Annotated in this window: 10 protein-coding genes; 6 read left to right on the top strand and 4 right to left on the bottom strand. The window is 69.1% G+C overall.

All coding sequences use genetic code 11. The features are described 5' to 3' along the window. The first annotated feature begins 43 nt into the window (after positions 1-43). From ACFXJ8_RS20380 to ACFXJ8_RS20370, 3 genes are read left to right on the top strand one after another with little or no spacing between them, the layout of a single operon-like run. Positions 44-11,245 carry a hypothetical protein gene (locus ACFXJ8_RS20380; RefSeq protein WP_379645478.1) on the top strand — a complete coding sequence of 3,734 codons (11,202 nt, stop codon included), beginning with the start codon at positions 44-46 and terminating at the stop codon, positions 11,243-11,245. A gap of 35 nt (positions 11,246-11,280) precedes the next feature. Then, positions 11,281-11,808 (top strand): hypothetical protein, encoded by a 528-nt coding sequence (locus ACFXJ8_RS20375; RefSeq protein ID WP_379645477.1) that lies wholly within the window; start codon positions 11,281-11,283, stop codon positions 11,806-11,808. After that, positions 11,801-12,361 carry a hypothetical protein gene (locus ACFXJ8_RS20370; protein WP_379645476.1) on the top strand — a complete coding sequence of 187 codons (561 nt, stop codon included), beginning with the start codon at positions 11,801-11,803 and terminating at the stop codon, positions 12,359-12,361. The genes ACFXJ8_RS20375 and ACFXJ8_RS20370 overlap by 8 nt, the downstream gene beginning before the upstream one ends. Here the strand turns inward: ACFXJ8_RS20370 and ACFXJ8_RS20365 are convergent. Further along, positions 12,358-13,194, bottom strand: coding sequence for an LLM class flavin-dependent oxidoreductase (locus tag ACFXJ8_RS20365; protein WP_379645475.1), 837 nt, complete (start codon positions 13,192-13,194; stop codon positions 12,358-12,360). The two genes, ACFXJ8_RS20370 and ACFXJ8_RS20365, sit on opposite strands and share 4 nt — an antisense overlap. Positions 13,195-13,263: 69 nt before the next feature. Then, positions 13,264-13,731 (bottom strand): Lrp/AsnC family transcriptional regulator, encoded by a 468-nt coding sequence (locus ACFXJ8_RS20360; RefSeq protein ID WP_379645474.1) that lies wholly within the window; start codon positions 13,729-13,731, stop codon positions 13,264-13,266. 76 nt (positions 13,732-13,807) lie between these two features. Between ACFXJ8_RS20360 and ACFXJ8_RS20355 the strand changes: the two genes are divergently transcribed. Next, complete coding sequence (locus ACFXJ8_RS20355; protein WP_379645473.1) at positions 13,808-14,632, top strand: tryptophan 2,3-dioxygenase; 825 nt, start codon at positions 13,808-13,810, stop codon at positions 14,630-14,632. A gap of 226 nt (positions 14,633-14,858) precedes the next feature. On the opposite strand, the gene ACFXJ8_RS20350 is transcribed toward ACFXJ8_RS20355, so the two are convergent. Further along, complete coding sequence (locus ACFXJ8_RS20350) at positions 14,859-15,227, bottom strand: hypothetical protein (RefSeq protein WP_379645472.1); 369 nt, start codon at positions 15,225-15,227, stop codon at positions 14,859-14,861. A gap of 1,048 nt (positions 15,228-16,275) precedes the next feature. Between ACFXJ8_RS20350 and ACFXJ8_RS20345 the strand changes: the two genes are divergently transcribed. Then, complete coding sequence (locus ACFXJ8_RS20345; RefSeq protein ID WP_379645471.1) at positions 16,276-16,566, top strand: hypothetical protein; 291 nt, start codon at positions 16,276-16,278, stop codon at positions 16,564-16,566. 803 nt (positions 16,567-17,369) lie between these two features. Beyond that, positions 17,370-17,660: a hypothetical protein gene (locus tag ACFXJ8_RS20340; protein ID WP_379645470.1), complete on the top strand. Its 291-nt coding sequence runs from the start codon at positions 17,370-17,372 to the stop codon at positions 17,658-17,660. A 292-nt stretch (positions 17,661-17,952) separates the two neighbouring features. On the opposite strand, the gene ACFXJ8_RS20335 is transcribed toward ACFXJ8_RS20340, so the two are convergent. Further along, positions 17,953-18,387: a C40 family peptidase gene (locus tag ACFXJ8_RS20335; RefSeq protein ID WP_379645626.1), complete on the bottom strand. Its 435-nt coding sequence runs from the start codon at positions 18,385-18,387 to the stop codon at positions 17,953-17,955. Between the last annotated feature and the right edge of the window lie 538 nt (positions 18,388-18,925).

The following is an 18,925-nucleotide window of genomic DNA, read 5'->3' as shown; positions in this document are numbered from 1 at the left end:
GGCGCGGACGAAGGTACGAGCGAGCGGCTGACGGGGGACAGGCGTGGCGACGACGCACAACAACGTGGATGTCAAGGACGAGGAATCCGCGGCGAGCGGGCGGAAGCTCATCGTCATCGACCGGGACGTGCGGCCCGTCTGGGAGACCGAGGTGTTCCCCGACTGGGTCAACTACTGGTTGATCCCGATGCTGGCGACCGGCCAGGCCTGGCCCAAGGCCAGCGAACGCGGGCTGTCCGAGATGGCCGTGGCCTACGACTGCCTCTCCTCGGGAGCCGCCAAGTACGTGAGCCCGGCGGGCACCGCCACCAGGCACATCGCCGCGGGCTATCCCTCTCCGGCCACCGCCGAATTCATCACCAGGGCCAGACAGCTGTGCGGTCGCCAGGCCGGCGTGCTCGGCATCGTGCAGGAGGCGGACGGCCGCTCGAAGGACTGCGAGTACAAGGCGGTCGAGGTGGAGGGCACCAAGCTCTCCATCAACGTGATGTTCTGGGTCACGGTCATCGCGATCGCCCTCGGGCTCCTCGTGGCCTTCTTCACCGCCGGGTCGACCACCTGGCTCATCGGCCGCCACGCGGTGGCGGCGCGCGCGGCCATCACCAGGGTCCTCACCAGGCTGCAGGCGGTGATGGGCCGCCCGATGGCCGCCCCCGCAGTGGCCCGGGCGGCCTCTCTCACCGGATCGACAGGGCCCGCCAACGTCGCCAGATTCCTCATCTCCCCTGTCGGCGACGAAATGCTGGAGGAGGGCCTCGAGGAGCCGATCGGCACCATCATCGCCAATCGCCAGCAGATCGAGATGGGCCACCGCGAGGAGATGGACTGGAAGCGGATCCGCGCCGACATCGTCGGCGGCGTCGCGGGCGCGGCGGTCGGCATGGGCGTGGGTGGACCCATGTCCAGGATCACCGACCATGTGCCAGGGTTCTTGGGGCGCGCGCTCAACACCGGTCTCACCAATGCCATCGCCTCGCCGTTCGGCAGCATAGCCGCCAACACCCTCGTCTACGACCAGTCGTTCAGCAGTTCCCTCGCGAGCGCGTTCACCTTCGAGGCCGTCGTCGGCGCCATCATGGGTGGCGCCCCCCGTACCGACACTCACAGCCCTGTCAGCCCCAGCGTCTGGATCGCGGCGACGCATCTGCCCACAACGATAAGCAACGCCACCGCCATCGCAGACGCCCGCGACCTGGCCCGCACCGGCCACTCTCCCTCCGGGCCCGCAGGAGGAGGTACGGCAGGCGGCGGCAACCCGTCCGGCGGCCCTTCCGGGCAGAACCCCACGGCCCCTGCCGGAGGTCAGACCACGACAACCGGCGCCACGGGCGCGGGCGGCGGCGCGCAGACGGGCGGAGCGCCTTCCGGCACGACCGGCGGGGAAGGCTCCACCACGAGGAGAACGCCGGGCTCGGCCGACCCCGGCAACATCACGGCCACCCCCGACGAGGGGGAGCAGGAAGAGGAGGCGAACGAGCCGAACTCGGGCTCTCAGCCGTCCCCGCAGCGGCAGTCGGCTCCCGCGGGCTCCGGACAGCCCCAGACCCAGGCGAACCAGCCCGATCCCGAGCAGCAGGCCCAGGGCGAGCCGATGGCCGCGCCGGACGCCAACGCCACCCGCAACCAGCCCACCGGCCAGAACCCCACCACCGGCCAGAATCCGGCCACGGGCCAGACCCCCGCCGCTGGTCAGGACCCCGCCACGGGTCAGGACCCCTCAGCCGCGCAGAACACCGGACAGGGCCAGACCCCCGCCGCAGGTCAAGACCCCGCCACGGGTCAGGACCCCTCAGCCGCGCAGAACACCGGACAGGGCCAGACGAGCCAGGAGCAGCCCGGCGCCCAGGAGGCTGCCCCCCAGCCCGGGACGTCGGCGGATCCCGGCGCCGCGACCGGCACGACCGGCACCCCGGCCGCCACCGCGGAGACGGAGAACGGCGCCCAGACGCAGGCCGCGGCGGGCGCGACCACCGCGGCCGCCGCACCTACGGCCCAGCCGGGCCTGGCGATGACCAGGAGCCCCGCCGAGGCCGCCGCGGCCGCCGCGACCGCGATCGACGAGGCGCTGTTCTACGTCGCCCCCGACGCCCTGCGGCTCCAGAACGGCGACGTGCGTCTCACCGATGTCGCCGACCGCACCGTCACGATCCCCGCGGAAAAGATCAACAGCGCCAGGAAGGGACTCCAGACCCACGCCAGGGACGGCATGCCCGCGCAGGTGCTGCGCGCGAACGCCGCGGCCTGGCTGGGCGCCGAGATCGCCGCCGCCGTCGGCCGGTCGCGGTCGAACGGCGCGATCGACGCGCTCGAACAGCTCGCCGAGCTGCACGAGCCCAGCCGCGCCGCCGCGACGAAGGCGATCGCGGATGTGCTCGCCGGCAATCCCGACGCGCGGCTGAGCGCGCTGATCGCCGAGGATCCGGGCGCCGGGGACGCCTTCATGCGGCCCGGCTTCCACGACGACTCCGCGGCCGACGTGGCCACAAAGGTCGGCGCGCTCGACCCGGTGACGGCCAACGAGCCCCCTGCTCCTCCCGCCGCGCCGTCCACCAGTCGGGGCCCCAGGACGTCCAGGACCGTCGTCGACACGGCGTTGACGACCGACACCCGGCCCCTCTCGCAGCCCGATCTGAACGACGCCGAGGTCAAGGCCCTCGTCGACGGGGCGGTGGTGAACCCGTCCGACCTCGGCAGGGGCGTGCGCTCCATCGTCTGGTCGGACAGCGGCCCCCAGCTGCGGGTCGAGATGGACGGCCGGCCCACGATGCACTTCCGCCTCGTGTACCCGTCGTCGGCCTCGGGCGGTCATCCCGCTGTCGTGCTGAACTCGGGCACCGAGGCGGACCCCCACGTCCTGCGGCTGTCGGCACGGATGAACCCCGAGCTGGTCTCCGTCACGCTCGTGCAGTACATCACTCATGCGGCGCAGGACCTCAACGCCGTGGCCGTGGAGCCCAGGCAGGGCTTCATCAGGAGCGCGCTGAACCGGGTGACCGGCCGGGGCGGCGCCGAGACCGACCAGGCCGCGTACGTGGAGGCCCGGTACAACGAGCACCGCCACCTGGCCAGGCGCTGGCTGAACGCGTCGAGCCAGAGCGAGCAGGAGGCGCTGCAGCGGCTGATGGACGCGGTGGCCGCCGACCTGGCGCAGCGCGGCGAGACGCCGCCCACGTCGCCGGCGGAATCCGGCAGACAGGGCGTGCTACCCCCGGCTCCCCCCGCCGCGGAGACGCCGCTGGGCGAGGCGACCAGGCTGGCGCGCGGACAGGCCGATTCCCTGTCACGCGCGGTGGCGGGCATCGAGGCCCGGATCAAGGCGCACGCGGAAACGGCGAAGAAGGCCAAGGCCGCGCGTCTCGAGGCGCGGCTGAACGCCCAGAAGGCCGGAAAGCAACGCGACATGTTCGCGAAGGAACGCGCCCGCAAGGCGCGTGCCGAGGCGGACAAGCAGCGGGAGATCCAGCTTCGCCACGAGCGGATCATCAAGGCGTACAAGAAGGCGCTCCAGGCGGCCGAGACCGCCCAGGGCGACTACGCGCGGCTCGCGGAGACCCTGCTCCAGCTGACCGGCGCCGACCCCGCAGCCGTGACCGCCGCCAAGAGCGAGCTGACCCAGGCGGCCGAGGAGGCGAAGAAGCACGTCACGGCCTACAAGGAGGCCCTGCAGGCGGCCCTGCCCTCCCCCGAGGCCATGGTGAACTCGATGACCAGCCGGCTGCCGCACATGGCCAGGCTGACCGAGCGGATCAACGCGGGCCTGCAGGCGCAGGGCATCGACGAGCAGTTCACCGTGGACGATCTGCACCGGGCGCTGCTCGGCCAGTGGACGCGGCTGATCTCGAAGGAGGGCGTGGTCCTACGGGTCGGCGTGATCAACCAGGGCGAGGTCAACGTCAAGCTGACCGTGGCCGAGCTGATCGAGGTGATCGGCCACTGGGCCACATCCAGCGAGATGATGTTCGGCCGCCTTCCCCAGGGCGGCCTGGCGATCGCGGCGGAGTTGGTCCGCACGGTGTCCTACAAGATCGGCGGCAAGCTCGCTGGTCTGGTGAAGGTGATACCGGGCGTGGGCTGGCTGGTGACGCTCGTCAACCCCCGCGCGGAGGTGAACTACGGCCGAAACCGCTCGGAGAGCGGGAACGCCCTTGACAACGTGGTCGGCGGCGCCGTCGAGGACAACAGAGGCGAGGCGACCCGGTTCAAGGGGAGCGGCGCGTACACGGTGCGCATCCGCCCCTCGTCTCAGCAGGGCTGGGTCACCCTCGACCCGGTCGGCAGCGGCACGAAGGACGATCGGTCCGACGTACACGTCTACATCAGCGCCTCGCACACCGACCGCTCGGAGCGCGAGCCCGTCACGCTGGCCGAGATCGAGGCGGAGTACCCGGCGCCGGCCAAGCCCAACGGCGAGCCGATCGAGAGCAAGCGCACGTTCCCGCCGATCGTCACTCTGGAGGCGACCGGGGCGGAGGAGCTCATCGACGGCGCGATGCAGCGACTGGGCAAGAACGCCGGCCAGGACACCCTGCGGCAGCTCCGCAACTTCGTGTCCGAGCAGTGGCTCGGTGAGATGGCCCAGGCCGTCAACAGCGGCATCGAGGGCAAGCTCTCTCACAACGGGCGGGAGGTCGCGCGGGTCGAACTGCGGACCGAGCCCGACTACGAGTCGGCGCGGCTGAAGGGAGTCCCCAGCAAAGAGCGGTGGAAGGAGGACCTGGGCGTCGGGGTCACCGCCTCGAACGGTGGCCGGACGTTCGGGTTCTCCAGTGGCGGCTCGGTCGGCATCGGCCACGCGTTCGAGTGGCTCGCCAACCTGCTGCAGAAGCTGAGCCCGACGTTCAAGGCCTCGTGGGACGCCAACGCCAACTACGGCCGGTCGCGGTCCGAGAGCGTGAACGCCGGAGGAACGGCCTACAAGCCGGTCGTCGACCGCAGCATGGCGCACCACCAGAACGTCGTGCTCAAGCACAAGACCGTGCTGGTGATCACGATGATCGAAGGCGACGCCCGTCTCGATCCGGTCGAGACGACGGGCGAGATGCACATCGTGGCCACCGAGTCGCAGGCGGCCCGCGCTCGCATGCCGTTCGATCGCGCCGCGGTGAAGCGGGACGAGAACGGCATACCCCTGAGGAACGCCGACGGTGAGATCATCCTGCGTGACGACCCGCAACGGATCGAGCCGAAGACCGGCCAGGCGGCCCGGCCGGTCTGGCAGGGCGAGAACAAGGAGGAGCACCAGTTCGCCGACGCGGGCTTCGCGCTCGTCAAGGAGGTCACCAACCTCGACCAGACCCTGTCGGACGCGATCACCGGCCTGCGCAGCCTCGGTCTGCTGCCCACCCCGGTGGACGACGAGCTGATCTACTCCGACGACGAGTACGAGGCGGCCGCCCAGCACACCAACCAGATGGAAATGGAGAAGCAGCTCCGAGACCTGAACACCAAGACCCGGCTCAACCAGGCCATCCACCAGGGCATCTTCATCCCGATCGTGCGCAACCACGCAGGGGAGAGCACCCAGATCTTCACCCTCGAGTTGAAGATCGGCCTGGAATTCGCGACGACCACCCTGGTCGAGCAGGATCTCAACCAGGCCATGGCGCTGCTGTACATCGGGTCCGACACCAACGTCGTGGCGGCCGGGCACGGGCACTCGGGCGGCGTGGGCGGCGAGGTGAGCGTCGCGCGCGAGCCCGGCGAGAATGAGAGAGGGTTCGGTTTCAAGGGCCGTTTCGGCGCCGCCGCGGGAGGCGGCACGAACTCCGGGTCCTCCAAGGGCGACACCGGCAACGACGTGTTGCTCCACGAGTTCCTGGCCGACGGGAAGACGGAGACGCAGGGCACGGCCACCGTCACTCTCCGCAGCGGCGACAGCGAGCCGGTGGTCCTCGCGGAGCACGAGACGACGGTCAGCATGGCGCTCCCGACCGCCATGCTGACCGACCCCAGCAGACTTCCAGGCGAGTGGCAGGCCGCCCACGCCGAGCTGATGGACAACGCGACGATGCACCACGTCGACACGACCCACCTGCTCCCGGCGGCCAGGAGACTGTTCTCTCGCTTCCTGCGCTGGGGCACGAGCGCGCTGCACCACGTGGCGAACTTCCTCGGCCACCACAACGTGCTGGCCCACGCGGTGAAGGGCGGCTCGCGGTACACCACGGGCTTCGCCGTGAACTCGCGCAGCTTCGACCAGGGGCGGCGCGGGTTCCGGCTGCCCGGCCCGTCGCGGGCTCGGCTCAGCCTCGACTGGAAGCCGGGGGAGATCCGCGCCCTGGGAGCCCACGAGGCCGTCGTTGCGGACATCTTCCTTCAGCTGGAGAGCATGAACACCACCTTCTCCGCCTCCGCCAACGCGAATGTCAACGGCGGGGTCGGCGCGGGCTACCAGAACGGAACCGGCGCGAACGGCAGCGCCAACGTGGGCGGGAGCAAGGCCGCGTCGATCGCGCGCTCGATGTACCAGCTGCTGATCTGGGGCAGGGAGCGGCTGTCGGTCGACATCGGCGTCCAGCACTACTTCCAGGCCAAGGGGGAGTTCTCGATGAACGCGTTCCCCCCCGGCACGGTCACCCCCGTCGGGGAGACCGTGGACGGCTCGGCCATCTTCTCCGTCCCCGAAGAGGTGAGCCTGCGCCTGTACGCCGAGGGCAAGCTGCAACTGCCGCCATGGATGACGGCCGACTCGGTGGAGCGCTGGCTCGACGGCAACCTGGAGCTGGACCGGACGGTCGCCGTTCCGCTCGTTCTGCGCTACCTCATGGAACTGCAGACGCTCCCGGCCGACAAGCAGCCCAAGCTGGCCGACCAGCCCGCGGCCGACAGCCACACGCGCGAGGCGCTGGAGACCAAGCTCGCCACCCTGCCCGGCCTCGAGGACATGAAGAAGGCGCCGGAGGGGCACCGCCTGTCCACGGCGGCGGCACTGGCCGCCAAGCCCCGACGGGTCAGGATCGTCAACCATCTCGCCACGAAGATCGGCGGGACCCTGATCGACAATGCCGAATTCTCCCGCGACGGCAAGCGGGTGAGCCTGCTCGAGGAGACCACGGCCCACCTGGCGCGGCTGGCACCGGGTGTCCTCGATGCCGACGCCCCCGCCCCCGACAAGCTGTACGGCTCGCTGAACGGCAAGCGCTGGCGCGGCAAGGTCGACAACATGACCGGCCAGTTCGGTTACCACACCGCGTTCACCATGAAGACGGGCCGCTGGGGCAGGACCGAGCGGTTCAGGGTGCGGATGCATCTGGATCTCGACCCCGACTCCGTCCAGGACCTCGGCCACACCAAGACAAAGGTGCCCCTCGGACAGGACTACTCCTATAGGCAGAAGGGGTTTACAGTCAGCAGCGGCCGCACCCGCGGGGGATCGGTCGACGGCGGCGGCTCGAACGTCGTCGGCGCGAACGGCTCGCTGTCGACCGACAGGAACCGGTCCACGTCGAGTTCCTCCAACATGCAGGAGACCACGGGCGAGCGCACCGGCGGCCCGGCCGACATGCACAGGCTCCTGCAGGAAGGCAAGCTGAAGGTCACGATCGAGCGCGTGCCCTCCCGGTTCCGCTGGTTCGGCCTCAGACGCGCGGCGCGCGGGGCGGCCGACGCGGTGCTGCATCCCGAACGCGAGACGGAGACCGAGTTCTCCGTCGACGTCGAGATGGTCCGCCTGGTCGACAGCGCCGAGATCCGCCCCTACGACGAGGGCGAGGTCCCCAGGCTGGATAGCGCCAGGGACCCGCGCTCGTTCCCACTGATGGACGCGATCACCCGCAGCGAGACGATCGAGAACAACGACTCCCTGTACAAGAGTCTGCGGGCCGCCGTGGCGCTCCGTCATGGCGAGGCCGCCGCGCTCGAGGTCGATGACCAGTTGAAGACGATGACCGACGACCTGACGCTGATCGCGCTCCTGAAGCGGATGACGGCCGGCGAAGGGCTGCTGATCGGCGAGGTGAACCCGCGCAGCGCCAGCGGCCTCGGCCAGGAGGTCGCCCTCCAGGCCAGGACGTTCAAGAGGGGTGTCGTGGTCGGCGTCCTCGAAGACCGGGAGGGCGGAGAGTTCCACCGGTACCAGCACGAGTGGTCGACCACGGTCAGCACAGGCACGATGCTCCCAGTCGGCAGGGGCACGGGTGGCAGCCACGGCCCCTCAAGCCTGTCAGCGGGCGTCTCCACTGGTGAGCAGGCCACCGTGCGCTACACGGTGGGCATCGGAAACCGCGACGAGCACACCGAATTCCAGCGGGGCAGGCGGCTCAAGGTCGAGTTCGAGGTGGCGTTCGACGCCACGGTGACGGACGTCGGGCGAACGGTGACCGGCCGCCGGGTTCGCGGCCCTTCCGAGTTCCTCCCCGAGGCGGGAACCGCCACCGTGGTCATCGAGATGTTCGAGGGCGAGCTCAACGCCATCAACGCGGCCCTCGAGGCGGGCAAGCCTCTCGGCGCGGGATGGGTCTTCGGCGTGTCCACTTCTGAGAACGAACCGATCGAGTGGCCGGTGCAGGTCCTGAAAGAGAAGGAGTCGCCGTGGCGCCTGCTGAACGAGGCGCGCAAGGTCGCCTCGCACGGCAGGCCTGTCCTCTTCGACCAGGTGGAGCCGGACGGCACCGTGCGCAGGTACCTGATCGACAGCGAAGGGGTGCACAGCCTCCCGACGGACCCGAACGATCCCGAGGCCCTGCTGATCGCGGCGGACAACGGCTTCGCCGAGGCGTTCGGCACGCTGCCGCAGCAACTGCTCGACCTCGCCATCGAACACAACCTCCCACTACGGCAGATCTACTTCGCCTCGACGGTGGAGGACACCCTGTCCAACAAGGTGCGGGCGGAGCTGGACCGCCTCGACGTGTCGTACGCGGAACCCGCTCCGGCCTTCCCCGCGCCCTCGGCGGCGGAGACGCCCGCCATGGATCCGGCCCTGGCAGGCAGCAGCGTGGGCCAGGGCGGCGTCAGCGCTCAGTCCGGGCTGTCCGCCGCTTCCCCTGCCATCCCCGGCACGCCGTACGATCCCTCGGCTCGCGCCGGGAGCGCTCCCCTCACCATGGACGATCTCAAGCAGCGGCTGCCCACGCCCGCGGAGCTGGGCGACGGCTTCGTCTCGGTGCGCCTGATGGCCGACGGCCGGACGTTGGAGGTCGCCACCGAGAAGCACGGCATCCTCTACACCCAGTTGAACGTCGGCGAGCTCGTCTCCAGCGACAACGCCGTGACGACCAGGGGGACCACCCCCGACGCGCCGGCCACCACGACGATCAACGAGCACGCCGACCCCGTTATCGTCAAGGCGACGGTGGCCCACGAGATCGTCCACCTGCTCCAGTGGGCGGCGGCCGAGCAGAACGGCGCGGGCCAGGGCGTGGTCAGAGGCTCCCTGCCCTCCGCCGAGCAGCAGGAGGGCCGTGACCACTGCCTGGAGCCGCGGCTCAGGGAGCACGCGGTCCTGTCCAGCGACTGGCGGCAGGCGAGCGACCCGGCGGTCCAGCTGCGGATAGCCCAGGCGATCGAGGCGGTCACCGCCGACATCGTCGCGCGCGGGCACCTGGCCCCCGAACCGCCGTGGGGCTCGGGTCCGCAGGTGACCTCGACGCCCGCCAGGGGCTCGATCGCCGCTCTCCTCAACACGGGCGCCGGTCCTGTGCTGGGCTCGGCGGCCACGATCGGCGCGCTCGACACGACGCCGGCGGCCGCGGACGCCCTCAGCAGGATCGCCAACGTCGACTCCGTCACGGCGACCGGGCCTGGCCGCTTCGAGGTGAAGTGGCCGGGCGGCCAGTTCACGCTGGTGGTGTCCGAGGCCGACCTCGCGCCCGGCGAGGTGCGAACGTACCCGCAGCTCGGGCGCCCTGGCGAGCTCGTGCTGGAGGTCTCCCAGAGCGGTGGCAGGGCCGTCACCACCGGCGTCGCGGCGCGGATCGCCGAGCGGATCGCCGAGCTGAACGGGCTGCCACCCGGCAGAACGATGGCGCGCGGCGCCGCCGACCCTCGCCTGGAGCAGAGCACGCCCGTTCTCGGCCGTGAGGACCTCGCGGTGCTGGCCAGGCTCAGAGCGAAGATCGAGGACCTGGCCGACGCCCCCCGGCTCGCCCGCCGCGAGCGCGAGGACGCCGTCCGCAAGCAGGCGGCGCGGGCGGGCCTGGAGCCCGGCACTCCCGGGGCGAGGACGCGGCTGATCGCGGCGGCTCGGGCGGGCGAGCTCACCCCTGCCCAGGTCGACGCCATCCTCTCCCTCATCGGCCAGCAGCCGACCGCGGCGGTGAACGCGGCCGTGGCCGCCGTTGAGCGCGCCGCGCAGCGGGCCGGCGCCAGTGTGCGGAGGTACGGCAGCAGCCTGCTCGACATCGTCATCCCAGGGCACGCCCCCGTCGCGGTGGAGCTGACGGCCCACCGGGGGCTGCGGTCGGATCCGTTCAAGGCGACCGTCGAGGAGCACGTCGCGACGTTCCAGGTGGCGACGTTCGGCTCCATCGGCGCCATCGAGCGGGAAGCGGCCGCGGCGGCGGTCGGCGCCATCGCCGCGCGGCTGGGTCTGCCGTCCGACGCCGCGCTCCTGACGCGGGAGCAGGTGACCGGCCGGCAGGCCGTCCTGACCGCGGCGGATCACCAGAACATCGCCAGGCTGCGGGAAGCCGCCCGTCAGGTCGAGGCCGCGACGCCGCAACAGCGGCCCAGCAGGCTGCTGGTCCTGATGGCCATGGCCGACTCGATGGGCGTCGGACAGGACGGACCCAACCGGGCTCTGCTGCCGCCGTCTCTCGTCGACTCCCTCGTCACGATGGTGGACAACCGTCTGGCGACGCGGCAGGCCCGGTGGAGGGAGCGGCTGGAGCAGGCCCGCAGGCGCAGCAACACCACCGGCTGGTACCCGCCGGAGGACGAAGAAGAGGAGTGCTTCTGCCCGCCGGACGAGGTGTGCGTCTGCGGGCGGCGCCGCGGCGGCTCGGAGGGCGAGCCTGCTCCCGAACCGTCGGCGACGCCGTCCCCGGCTCCGACCCCCACGCCGGCCCCGACCCCCACGCCGGCCCCGACTCCCACGCCCACCCCGACGCCGACACCCACGCCGACGCCCGTGCGGCGGGTCGTCGGCACCGGCGACTCGCTGTCGGACATCTCCGAGGACGTCTACGGTGACGGGCGCTACTGGCCGGAGATCTGGAAGCGCAACCGCGATCTGATCGGGCCCGATCCCGACGCGCTGGAAGCGGGTATGGAGCTCATCATGCCGGAGAAGGTGGGAGCTCCATGACGGCGGTGCATGATGGGACGAAGGAAAGGACGGCCATGCCATTCGCGGTAGCGCGTACGAGGGACGAGGCGCATCTCTACCTCGACCTGCACCCGTGCCAGGAGTGCGGTTCGGTCGAGACGACGTGGGCCACCTCGGTGGTGACCGTCGACGGTGAGCTGGCCAGCCGCTACGCGGGCGCCTGCGAGGAGTGCGGCGCGGAGCGGGAGTTCCTGTTCGGGCTGCCGCCGCACCCCGTGATGCCCGAGGGCTACCCCACCTTCGGCGGCCCCGAGCCCTCGCAGCTCCTCGACGCCGGCGAGTGGATGTGGGTCGCCGACCTGACGGCGGGCAACGTGCCCGTGGACGACCGGGCCGAGGCGCGCAGAACCCTGTCGATCGCCGCCGCGTCCGTCGCCGAGGTGCTCAAGTTCGTCGAGCCGGGGACTGAGGAGGTGCCCGAGTCGGCGTTCTGGTCCGAACGCGGGCTGAAGGTGCGCGCGGCGGAGCCCGGCAGGTTCACCGCCGACCGGTTGCAGGTCGTCAGGGACACCTACCGAGACCTGGGGGCCGACTATGCCTGAGCTCGGCCTGGCCCGCTCGCTGGCGGAGGGCTACCTCTACCTCGACCTGGCGGCCCAGGAGGCCGGGGGGAACGCGGTGGAGCGGGCGACGCTGAGCGAGGGCGAGAAGACCTGGACCCTGCGGCTCGACGGCGTCGAGGTGGAGGTGTCGTACGAGGGTGAGGCCACGGCCAGGCTCGACGAGCTGACCTTCGGCGAAGGGCGCTCGGAGCTGATCGACCCTGGCCAGTGGGTGTTCGTGGCCGGAACCTACGCGCGCCGTACCCTCAGCGAGAGCCTGGCGTTCACCGCGAACTCCGACGACGACGAGATGTTCGAGAACGTCGCCGCCGGCTGGGAGTTCGCGGCCGACGCGATCGCCGAGGCGCTGAAGTTCCTGCCGCCCGGGGCCGACGCCGTACCCGCCGAGGCGTGCTGGACTCCCATGGGCAGGGCGCTGCACGAGGCGAACCCCGAGCGGTTCACCAGGGAGCGGCTGGAGAGCGACCTGCTCTTCTACCGGCAGAACCTGGAGGACTTCTGGCAGCTGCACCGGCCCGACGCCGAGTTCTAGGCGAAGCGGCTGACGACCTTGTCGAACACAGCACGCTCGTCGGGCTTGGGCGCGTAGCAGACGATCTCGTCGAAGCCGATCGCCTCGTAGCGCTCCGCCATCCTGGCGAAGTCGTCGACCGAGGCCCACGGCGTGAGCGAGCCGTACGCGAGCAGGATCCTGCGCACCTGGCCCGGCTGCCGGCCGCGCTCGCCGCAGAGCCGGTCGAGGGTGCGGGACCGCTCGACCGACGCCTGGTAGAACTCCTCCTCGGCGGACGCCCCGGTGAAGGTCACCCACGCGTCGGCGTGGTCGGCCACCACGGCGAGCCCCTTCGGGCCGTTGGCGGCGACGATGAGCGGGATGCGCGGCTGGACCGGCGCGGGCGACATCGCCGCGCCGGAGTAGGGGTAGTGCGGGCCCTCGTGGTCGCGGGTGTCGCCCGACAGCAGCCGGTCGACCGCGCCGACGAACTCCCGCAGACGCTCGGCCCGCTCCCCGGGGTTCCAGAACGGCACGCCGGCCATGGCGTGGTCGGCGGGCCACAGACCGGAGCCGATGCCGAGCTCGAACCGCCCCGCCGACACGTGGTCGATGCTCACCGCCTGCTTGGCCAGCACGGTCGGCCGCCGGTAGGCCATGTTGGCGATCAGCAGGCCGACCCTGATCCGCGTCGTGGTGGCCGCCCACGCGGCGATGATCGTGGGCCCGTCGTGCACGGGGGTGGCGGCGTCACGCGAGTTGAGCAGGTTGTCGCCCGTCCACAGGCTGTGGAAGCCCGACTCCTCGGCGACCCGCGCCCAGTCGGCCGCCTCCTGCCAGGTGCCCGGGTTGACCTTGAGGCCGAAACGCATGGGGTCTCCTCTCGTCGAGATCTGCCGCTGCCCAGTGTCGCCCATGGGCTCGGGGTCCTCCGTCTGAGGTCAGGGTTGGGTCGGACGCCAGGGCACGGGGCTCGACAGCACCATCGAGCTGGACGGCGTGCCGTACCCGGCGAGCCTGTCGATCAGCGACTCGAAGTCCTCCATCGTGGCCACGGCGACCCTCAGCACGCAGCACGCTCCGCCGGTCACCCTGTGCACCTCGAAGATGTCCGCCGAGTCGAGCACCTCCGGGTGACGCAGCACGCACCCCGGCCCGTAACAGGACATCGTGACGAGCGCGACCACGCTGCGGCCGGTGTGCCTGGGGTCGACGTGCGCCCGGTAACCGGCGATGACGCCTGACTCCTCCAGTTTGCGCACCCGCTCGGCGACGGCGGGCGGCGACAGGTGCACCCTGCGCGACAGCTCGCTGAACGACAACCGCGCGTCGGCTTGCAGTTCACCCAGCAACAACCAGTCCAGATCGTCCACTTTCACTTCCAAAGGCGGTAAGGCGAAATCTGCCATGAACGTGTGGGTAACCAGCCTAAGGACCGTTCGATCGGCATTCCACTCGGCGAGGCGCGGCGGCAGGATGAGGCGCATGGAAGTCATGCCCAGGACCGCCGTCGAGCGAGACGAGAGAGCCGAGGCCAACGGCGGTGCGCCGACGCTCGAGTTCGACCGTCGCGTGCCGTACGACAGGTATGTGCGCGCGAGCACGCTGCACACCCTGCAGCGGACGTTGAGCGACGACCCGGGCGAGATGTCCTTCCTGATGATCAGCCAGATCATGGAGCTGTACTTCGGGCTGATCCGCTTCGAGCTGCGCCAGGCCCAGGGGCTGCTGCGCGACGACGATGTGTGGGGGGCGCTCGCGCCGCTGCGCAGGGCCGCGCTGCACCTGGACGGGCTCAACGCCGCCTGGCGGGGGCTGCGCTGGATGACCCCCGCCGAGTTCAACCGGTTCAGGGACCTGCTCGGTGAGGGTTCTGGCTTCCAGTCCGCGATGTACCGGCACCTGGAGTTCGCGCTGGGGCTCAAGACCGAGTCGCTGATCCGGCCGTTCAGGCGCCAGCCCGAGGTCTACGCCGAACTCGTGGACAGCCTGGAGTCGCCGTCGCTGTGGGACGAGGTGATCGCGCTGCTGGAGCGGCGCGGCCTGGTCGCCGGCGGGGAGGGCGTGGTCGACGCGTGGGTGTCGATCTACGGCGACACCGGGCCCGGCAACTACCTGCGCATGCTCGGCGAGGCGCTGGCGGACGTGGCCGAGGGCTTCGGCGACTGGCGCTACCAGCACTTGCAGGCCGTACGGCGAGCGATGGGCGCCAAGGCGGGCAGCGGCGGCTCGGCGGGACTGGTCTGGCTGGAGCGCAGCATGGCGCGCACGGTCTTCCCCGAACTGTGGACCGCCCGCACCTTCATCTAGGGCCGCCCGGCTCCGGGCATTCTCCGGAGGTCTGGCCCCCGGACATCCGTTCCAGCGTCCCGGGCCCCGGACACCCGGCCGGGTCCTGGGCTCCTGGCGCGCGGCCGGGAGCGGCCGGAAGCAGTCGGGAGCGGCCGGGGCCGGAAAAGGCCGCGGCCACCGCATGATCTCGGGTGATCATGCGGTGGCCGGCTCTCATGTGCCCTGGTCGGGCGAGAGCAGGGTGTTAGCTCGGCGGGGTCATGTCCCAGAACGGCTCGCAGTTGCCGGGCCACGGCTCGTTCTCGTACTCGTCGTCCTCTTCCTCACCGGGCACAGGCCAGACGCGGCAAGCCGAATGGGCGATCTTGCCCTCGGCGTTGCGGACGGTCACGTGCAGGTCGGGACCCGAGGTCGCCAGCGCGACGGCGACGGCGTTGCCCGGGTAGTTCTCCACCGTCGACAGGTCGTGCCACGAGGGCATGGTGCGCGGGTCGCGAACGAGGGTCCTTCCGTCGCTCGTCACCGTGGCGACGAACTTCCACTTCTTGAGGAAGGCGGTGGCGACGCTGCCACCCGGACCCGTGGCGCCCTTGTCGCCCTTCGGACCCTGCATACCCTTCGGACCCTGTAGACCCTTCGGTCCCTGCGGACCACGCGGCCCCCGAGGACCACGGGGACCACGCGGGCAGTGGCAGTGGTGGCGGCTGCAGCAGCGCCTGATCTTGCAGCCGTGCCCGCTGCAGCCCTGCAGTGACTTCCCGTGGGAGAGGACCGTCGGCTGAGCGGCGGTCTGGACTCCGAGAACAGCGCTCGACGCTCCCCACGCCTGGGCGGAGGGCAGGAGGAGGGCGCCCATGGTGAGGGCCGCCAGCGTCAGCTTGCGAACACTTCCGCGACGCTGCGGAAGGCCGTTCTGTGTCGTCATATTTGTCCATTTCGTGTGCATGGCCTGCAGAAGTAGCGAACTTCATGACAGACCTGGGTAGCGCCGATCTACCCAGCCCATGGACGGATCAGCCGTGCCCGCTCCCCATATGACCTCCAAGACTCACTACTCAAAAAGAAAGTCCGACATAGTGCTGAAAACGCACTATTAGCCATCCGGTCGTGATTTTTCAGTCCAGCCCAACCGATGACTAGTCATGCCACAGCCCTGGATGAAATAAACCGGACCACTAGGCCAGAGGTCGGCAAGATCCCGTAACGACTCCTTTTGCAAAGGAGGCGCGGAGTGTCCGCCGTGAGACTATCGTCCGATTCCGGAGGGCAGTTCCGCTGATTGCCCTTTCTCGCAGGGCTTCCGCGTGATGCCGGAGATGCTCCGAATAGTCAACTTGGCACCAGCATGGAGTCTGCGCCCCGCCGACACTCTCTTTCGTCCATGTTTACCGCAGCCCAAGAGAGGCCAAACGGACAACACCCTTTTCCCGAATGCGGGTAAGGAAGGTTCCGTAATACACAGAGTCTCGGGGGCACAGGTTTAGCGGAGGGGCCGCCGGACTACCGAAAGAATACTGACCTTTGGTCCTGGCACGGTAGGAATCCACTTGAAAGCACCCAGGTGATCAGCCCATTATGATTGCCGAGCGCTTTGGTGCTCTGCCAGAAACGACTAATGGCAGCGGATTTATCCGCAGGCCATCTCAACGGAGGACACAAACATGCTTCGTCGCATCCTCATTGGTGCCGCGGTCGTCGGCACCGTCTTCGTCGGCTCGAGCGCCGCTTACGCGGATGACTGGCCGAAGAAGGACGACAAGAAGGTCCACATCGAACACCGGTGCTCGCCGGTCGCCAACATCTACGACAACGACAAGGGCGGGATGGTGGAGGCCGTCAAGGAGCTGATTGGCCTGAACCTGAACGTGATTAACCAGAACAGCCCGATCGCTGTCGGCGTCGCGGGTGTCCACATCGACCAGGACGTCGAGTACTGCGAGAACGACGACTAGTCCGAACTCGTTGGACGCGAGATGTTCTGACACTGATCCGTTCCATTGAAACGAATTGCAATCCCTCCTAACGCAGTTCTTTCGAGTGTCAGCTGTGCGGTCCGCTTCTCCAGAGCGGACCGCCCATCGCGAACAGCAGGACACAAGGCTGGTCTCGTCGTGCACCACGGCACAGGCCTGGCAGGCCTCGGGCAGTCCAGGAATATCAGAGATGGCGAACAACGCTCAGCAGCGATTCGCCATCATCTGAAACGTGATTCTTCCGTCCAACCCAGCCGATAACTAGTCATGCCACAGCCCTGGATGGAATAAACCGGACCACTAGGCCAGAGGTCCACAAGATCCCGTAACGACTCCTTTTGCAAAGAAGGCACGGAGTGTCCGCCGTGAGACTATCGCCCGATTCCAGCGGGCAGCTCCGCTGATTGCCCATTCTCGCAGGGCTTCCGTGTGATGCCGGAGATGCTCCGAATAGTCAACTTGGCGCCAGCATGGAGTCTGCGCCCCGCCGACGCTCTCTTTCGTCCATGTTTACCGCAGCCCAAGAGAGGCCAAACGAACAACACCCTTTTCCCGAATGCGGGTAAGGAAGGTTCCGCAATACTCAGAGTCTTGGGGCACAGGTTTAGCGGAGGGGCCGCGGGACTACCGAAAGAATACTGACCTTTGGTCCTGGCACGGTAGGAATCCACTTGAAAGCACCCAGGTGATCGCCCATTATGATTGCCGAGCGCTTTGGTGCTCTGCCAGAAACGACTAACGGCAGCGGATTTATCCGCCGGCCATCTCAACGGAGGACACACATGCTTCGCCGCATCCTCATTGGTGCAGCCATCGCCAGCACCGTCTTCGCCGGGTCGGCCACCGCTTACGCGGATGACTACCCGAAGAAGGACGACAAGAAGATCCACAACGAGCACAGGTGCTCGCCGGTCGCCAACATCCACGACAACGACAAGGAAGGGCTCCTCGTCCTCGTCAAGGAAGTGATTGGCCTGGACCTGAACGTGGTGAACCAGAACAGCCCGATCGCTATCGGCGTCCTGGGTGCCCACATCGACCAGGACGTCGAGTACTGCGAGAACGACGACTAGTCCGAACTCGTTGGACGCGAGATGTTCTGACACTGATCCGTCCCATTGAAACGAATTGCACTCCCCCTTGTGACGCAGTTCTTTCTGGTGTCAGTTGGGGCGGTCCGCTTCTCCAGAGCGGACCGCTCATCGCGAACAGCAGGGCACAAGGCTGGTTTCGCCGTGCACCACGGCACAGACCTGGGCAGGCCTCAGGCAGTCCAGGAATATCAGAGATGACGAACAACGCTCAGCAGCGATTCGCCCTCATCTGAAACGGTAGTCAGCGAGTCCGTCCCGCGTGGATCTCCGGTTATCTGGTCGCGACCTCAGACGTCGCCGGAGCCGTCCCAGCGGGGCGGACCGCTTCCATGTCGGGGCTCATTCCGGGGCGGACCGCCCCCAGGTATCCGCGCCTGATCAGCGGCGCATACGTCACGAACCCGCCCGTGGACGGCGCGTGCACGATCCGCTCCCCGTCGACGGCGATGCCCACGTGCTCGGGCCCCGGCGACTTCGGGTCGCTGTCGTAGAAGACCAGGTCCCCCGGCTGCACCTGCCCCTCGGGTACCCGCCAGCCGTTCTTCCACTGATCCCGCGCCGTGCGCCCGATGCGCACCCCCGCCTGCGCCCACGCGTACTGGGCGAGCCCCGAGCAGTCGAACCCGAACGTCATGGCGCCGCGCCCTTTTCCGAGACTCGGGCCTGCCACTCCCCCGCCACCCCACGAATAGGGGAGGCCAATCATTTCCACTGCCGCATTCACCGCCAGGCCGCCGGAGACCGGCGTGTCATATCCGCTTCCCAGGCAGCCGACAAGCAGAATGGCCGACAGCCCTCGTCTGGTCCTGGTCATCGGTTCACCACGCGTTCTTCCCCTGGCGACAGTCCTCGTCTGTCAACCATCCCATGCGACACGCGGGCCATTTGCCGCAGCAGCCGTAGAATTGACAGTTGACCGCGCGTTTCGGCGCGGAATTTGTCTGGGCGGGAGATCTTCGCGACGTTCCCCTGGGCGCTGGAAAGCGTTTGATTGACGTTTTCAGAATGCGCGAGGCGACGCCCCGAATGGCCATGAGTTCGGGCTGTGGATAGGTTATTTTTTTCATGTCCACCGAAGGGACGGCAGCCTTGCCCGTTCGATTCTCAACGGGCAAGGCTCCTGTCTTCCGGACAAACCACCACCACCGACCTCGATGACTCACGCCTTGACGGTGTCGGCTGAGTCAATCGGCACGGCGGAAGTTTCCGCCTGATCATCCTTTTCTGTGTGTCCGGCTGGGTGG

This window comes from Nonomuraea sp. NPDC059194, assembly GCF_042754765.1.
Classification (GTDB): domain Bacteria; phylum Actinomycetota; class Actinomycetes; order Streptosporangiales; family Streptosporangiaceae; genus Nonomuraea.
This window is presented reverse-complemented; position numbering and strand designations above follow the sequence as displayed.

What these genes read in the sequence shown, in the direction of transcription:
- ACFXJ8_RS20375 (WP_379645477.1), top strand. Translation starts at nt 11,281, where the DNA reads ATGCCATTCGCGGTAGCGCGTACGAGGGACGAGGCGCATCTCTACCTC.
- ACFXJ8_RS20370 (WP_379645476.1), top strand. Translation starts at nt 11,801, where the DNA reads ATGCCTGAGCTCGGCCTGGCCCGCTCGCTGGCGGAGGGCTACCTCTAC.
- ACFXJ8_RS20365 (WP_379645475.1), bottom strand. Translation starts at nt 13,194, where the DNA reads ATGCGTTTCGGCCTCAAGGTCAACCCGGGCACCTGGCAGGAGGCGGCC.
- ACFXJ8_RS20360 (WP_379645474.1), bottom strand. Translation starts at nt 13,731, where the DNA reads ATGGCAGATTTCGCCTTACCGCCTTTGGAAGTGAAAGTGGACGATCTG.
- ACFXJ8_RS20355 (WP_379645473.1), top strand. Translation starts at nt 13,808, where the DNA reads ATGGAAGTCATGCCCAGGACCGCCGTCGAGCGAGACGAGAGAGCCGAG.
- ACFXJ8_RS20350 (WP_379645472.1), bottom strand. Translation starts at nt 15,227, where the DNA reads ATGCAGGGTCCGAAGGGCGACAAGGGCGCCACGGGTCCGGGTGGCAGC.
- ACFXJ8_RS20345 (WP_379645471.1), top strand. Translation starts at nt 16,276, where the DNA reads ATGCTTCGTCGCATCCTCATTGGTGCCGCGGTCGTCGGCACCGTCTTC.
- ACFXJ8_RS20340 (WP_379645470.1), top strand. Translation starts at nt 17,370, where the DNA reads ATGCTTCGCCGCATCCTCATTGGTGCAGCCATCGCCAGCACCGTCTTC.
- ACFXJ8_RS20335 (WP_379645626.1), bottom strand. Translation starts at nt 18,387, where the DNA reads ATGATTGGCCTCCCCTATTCGTGGGGTGGCGGGGGAGTGGCAGGCCCG.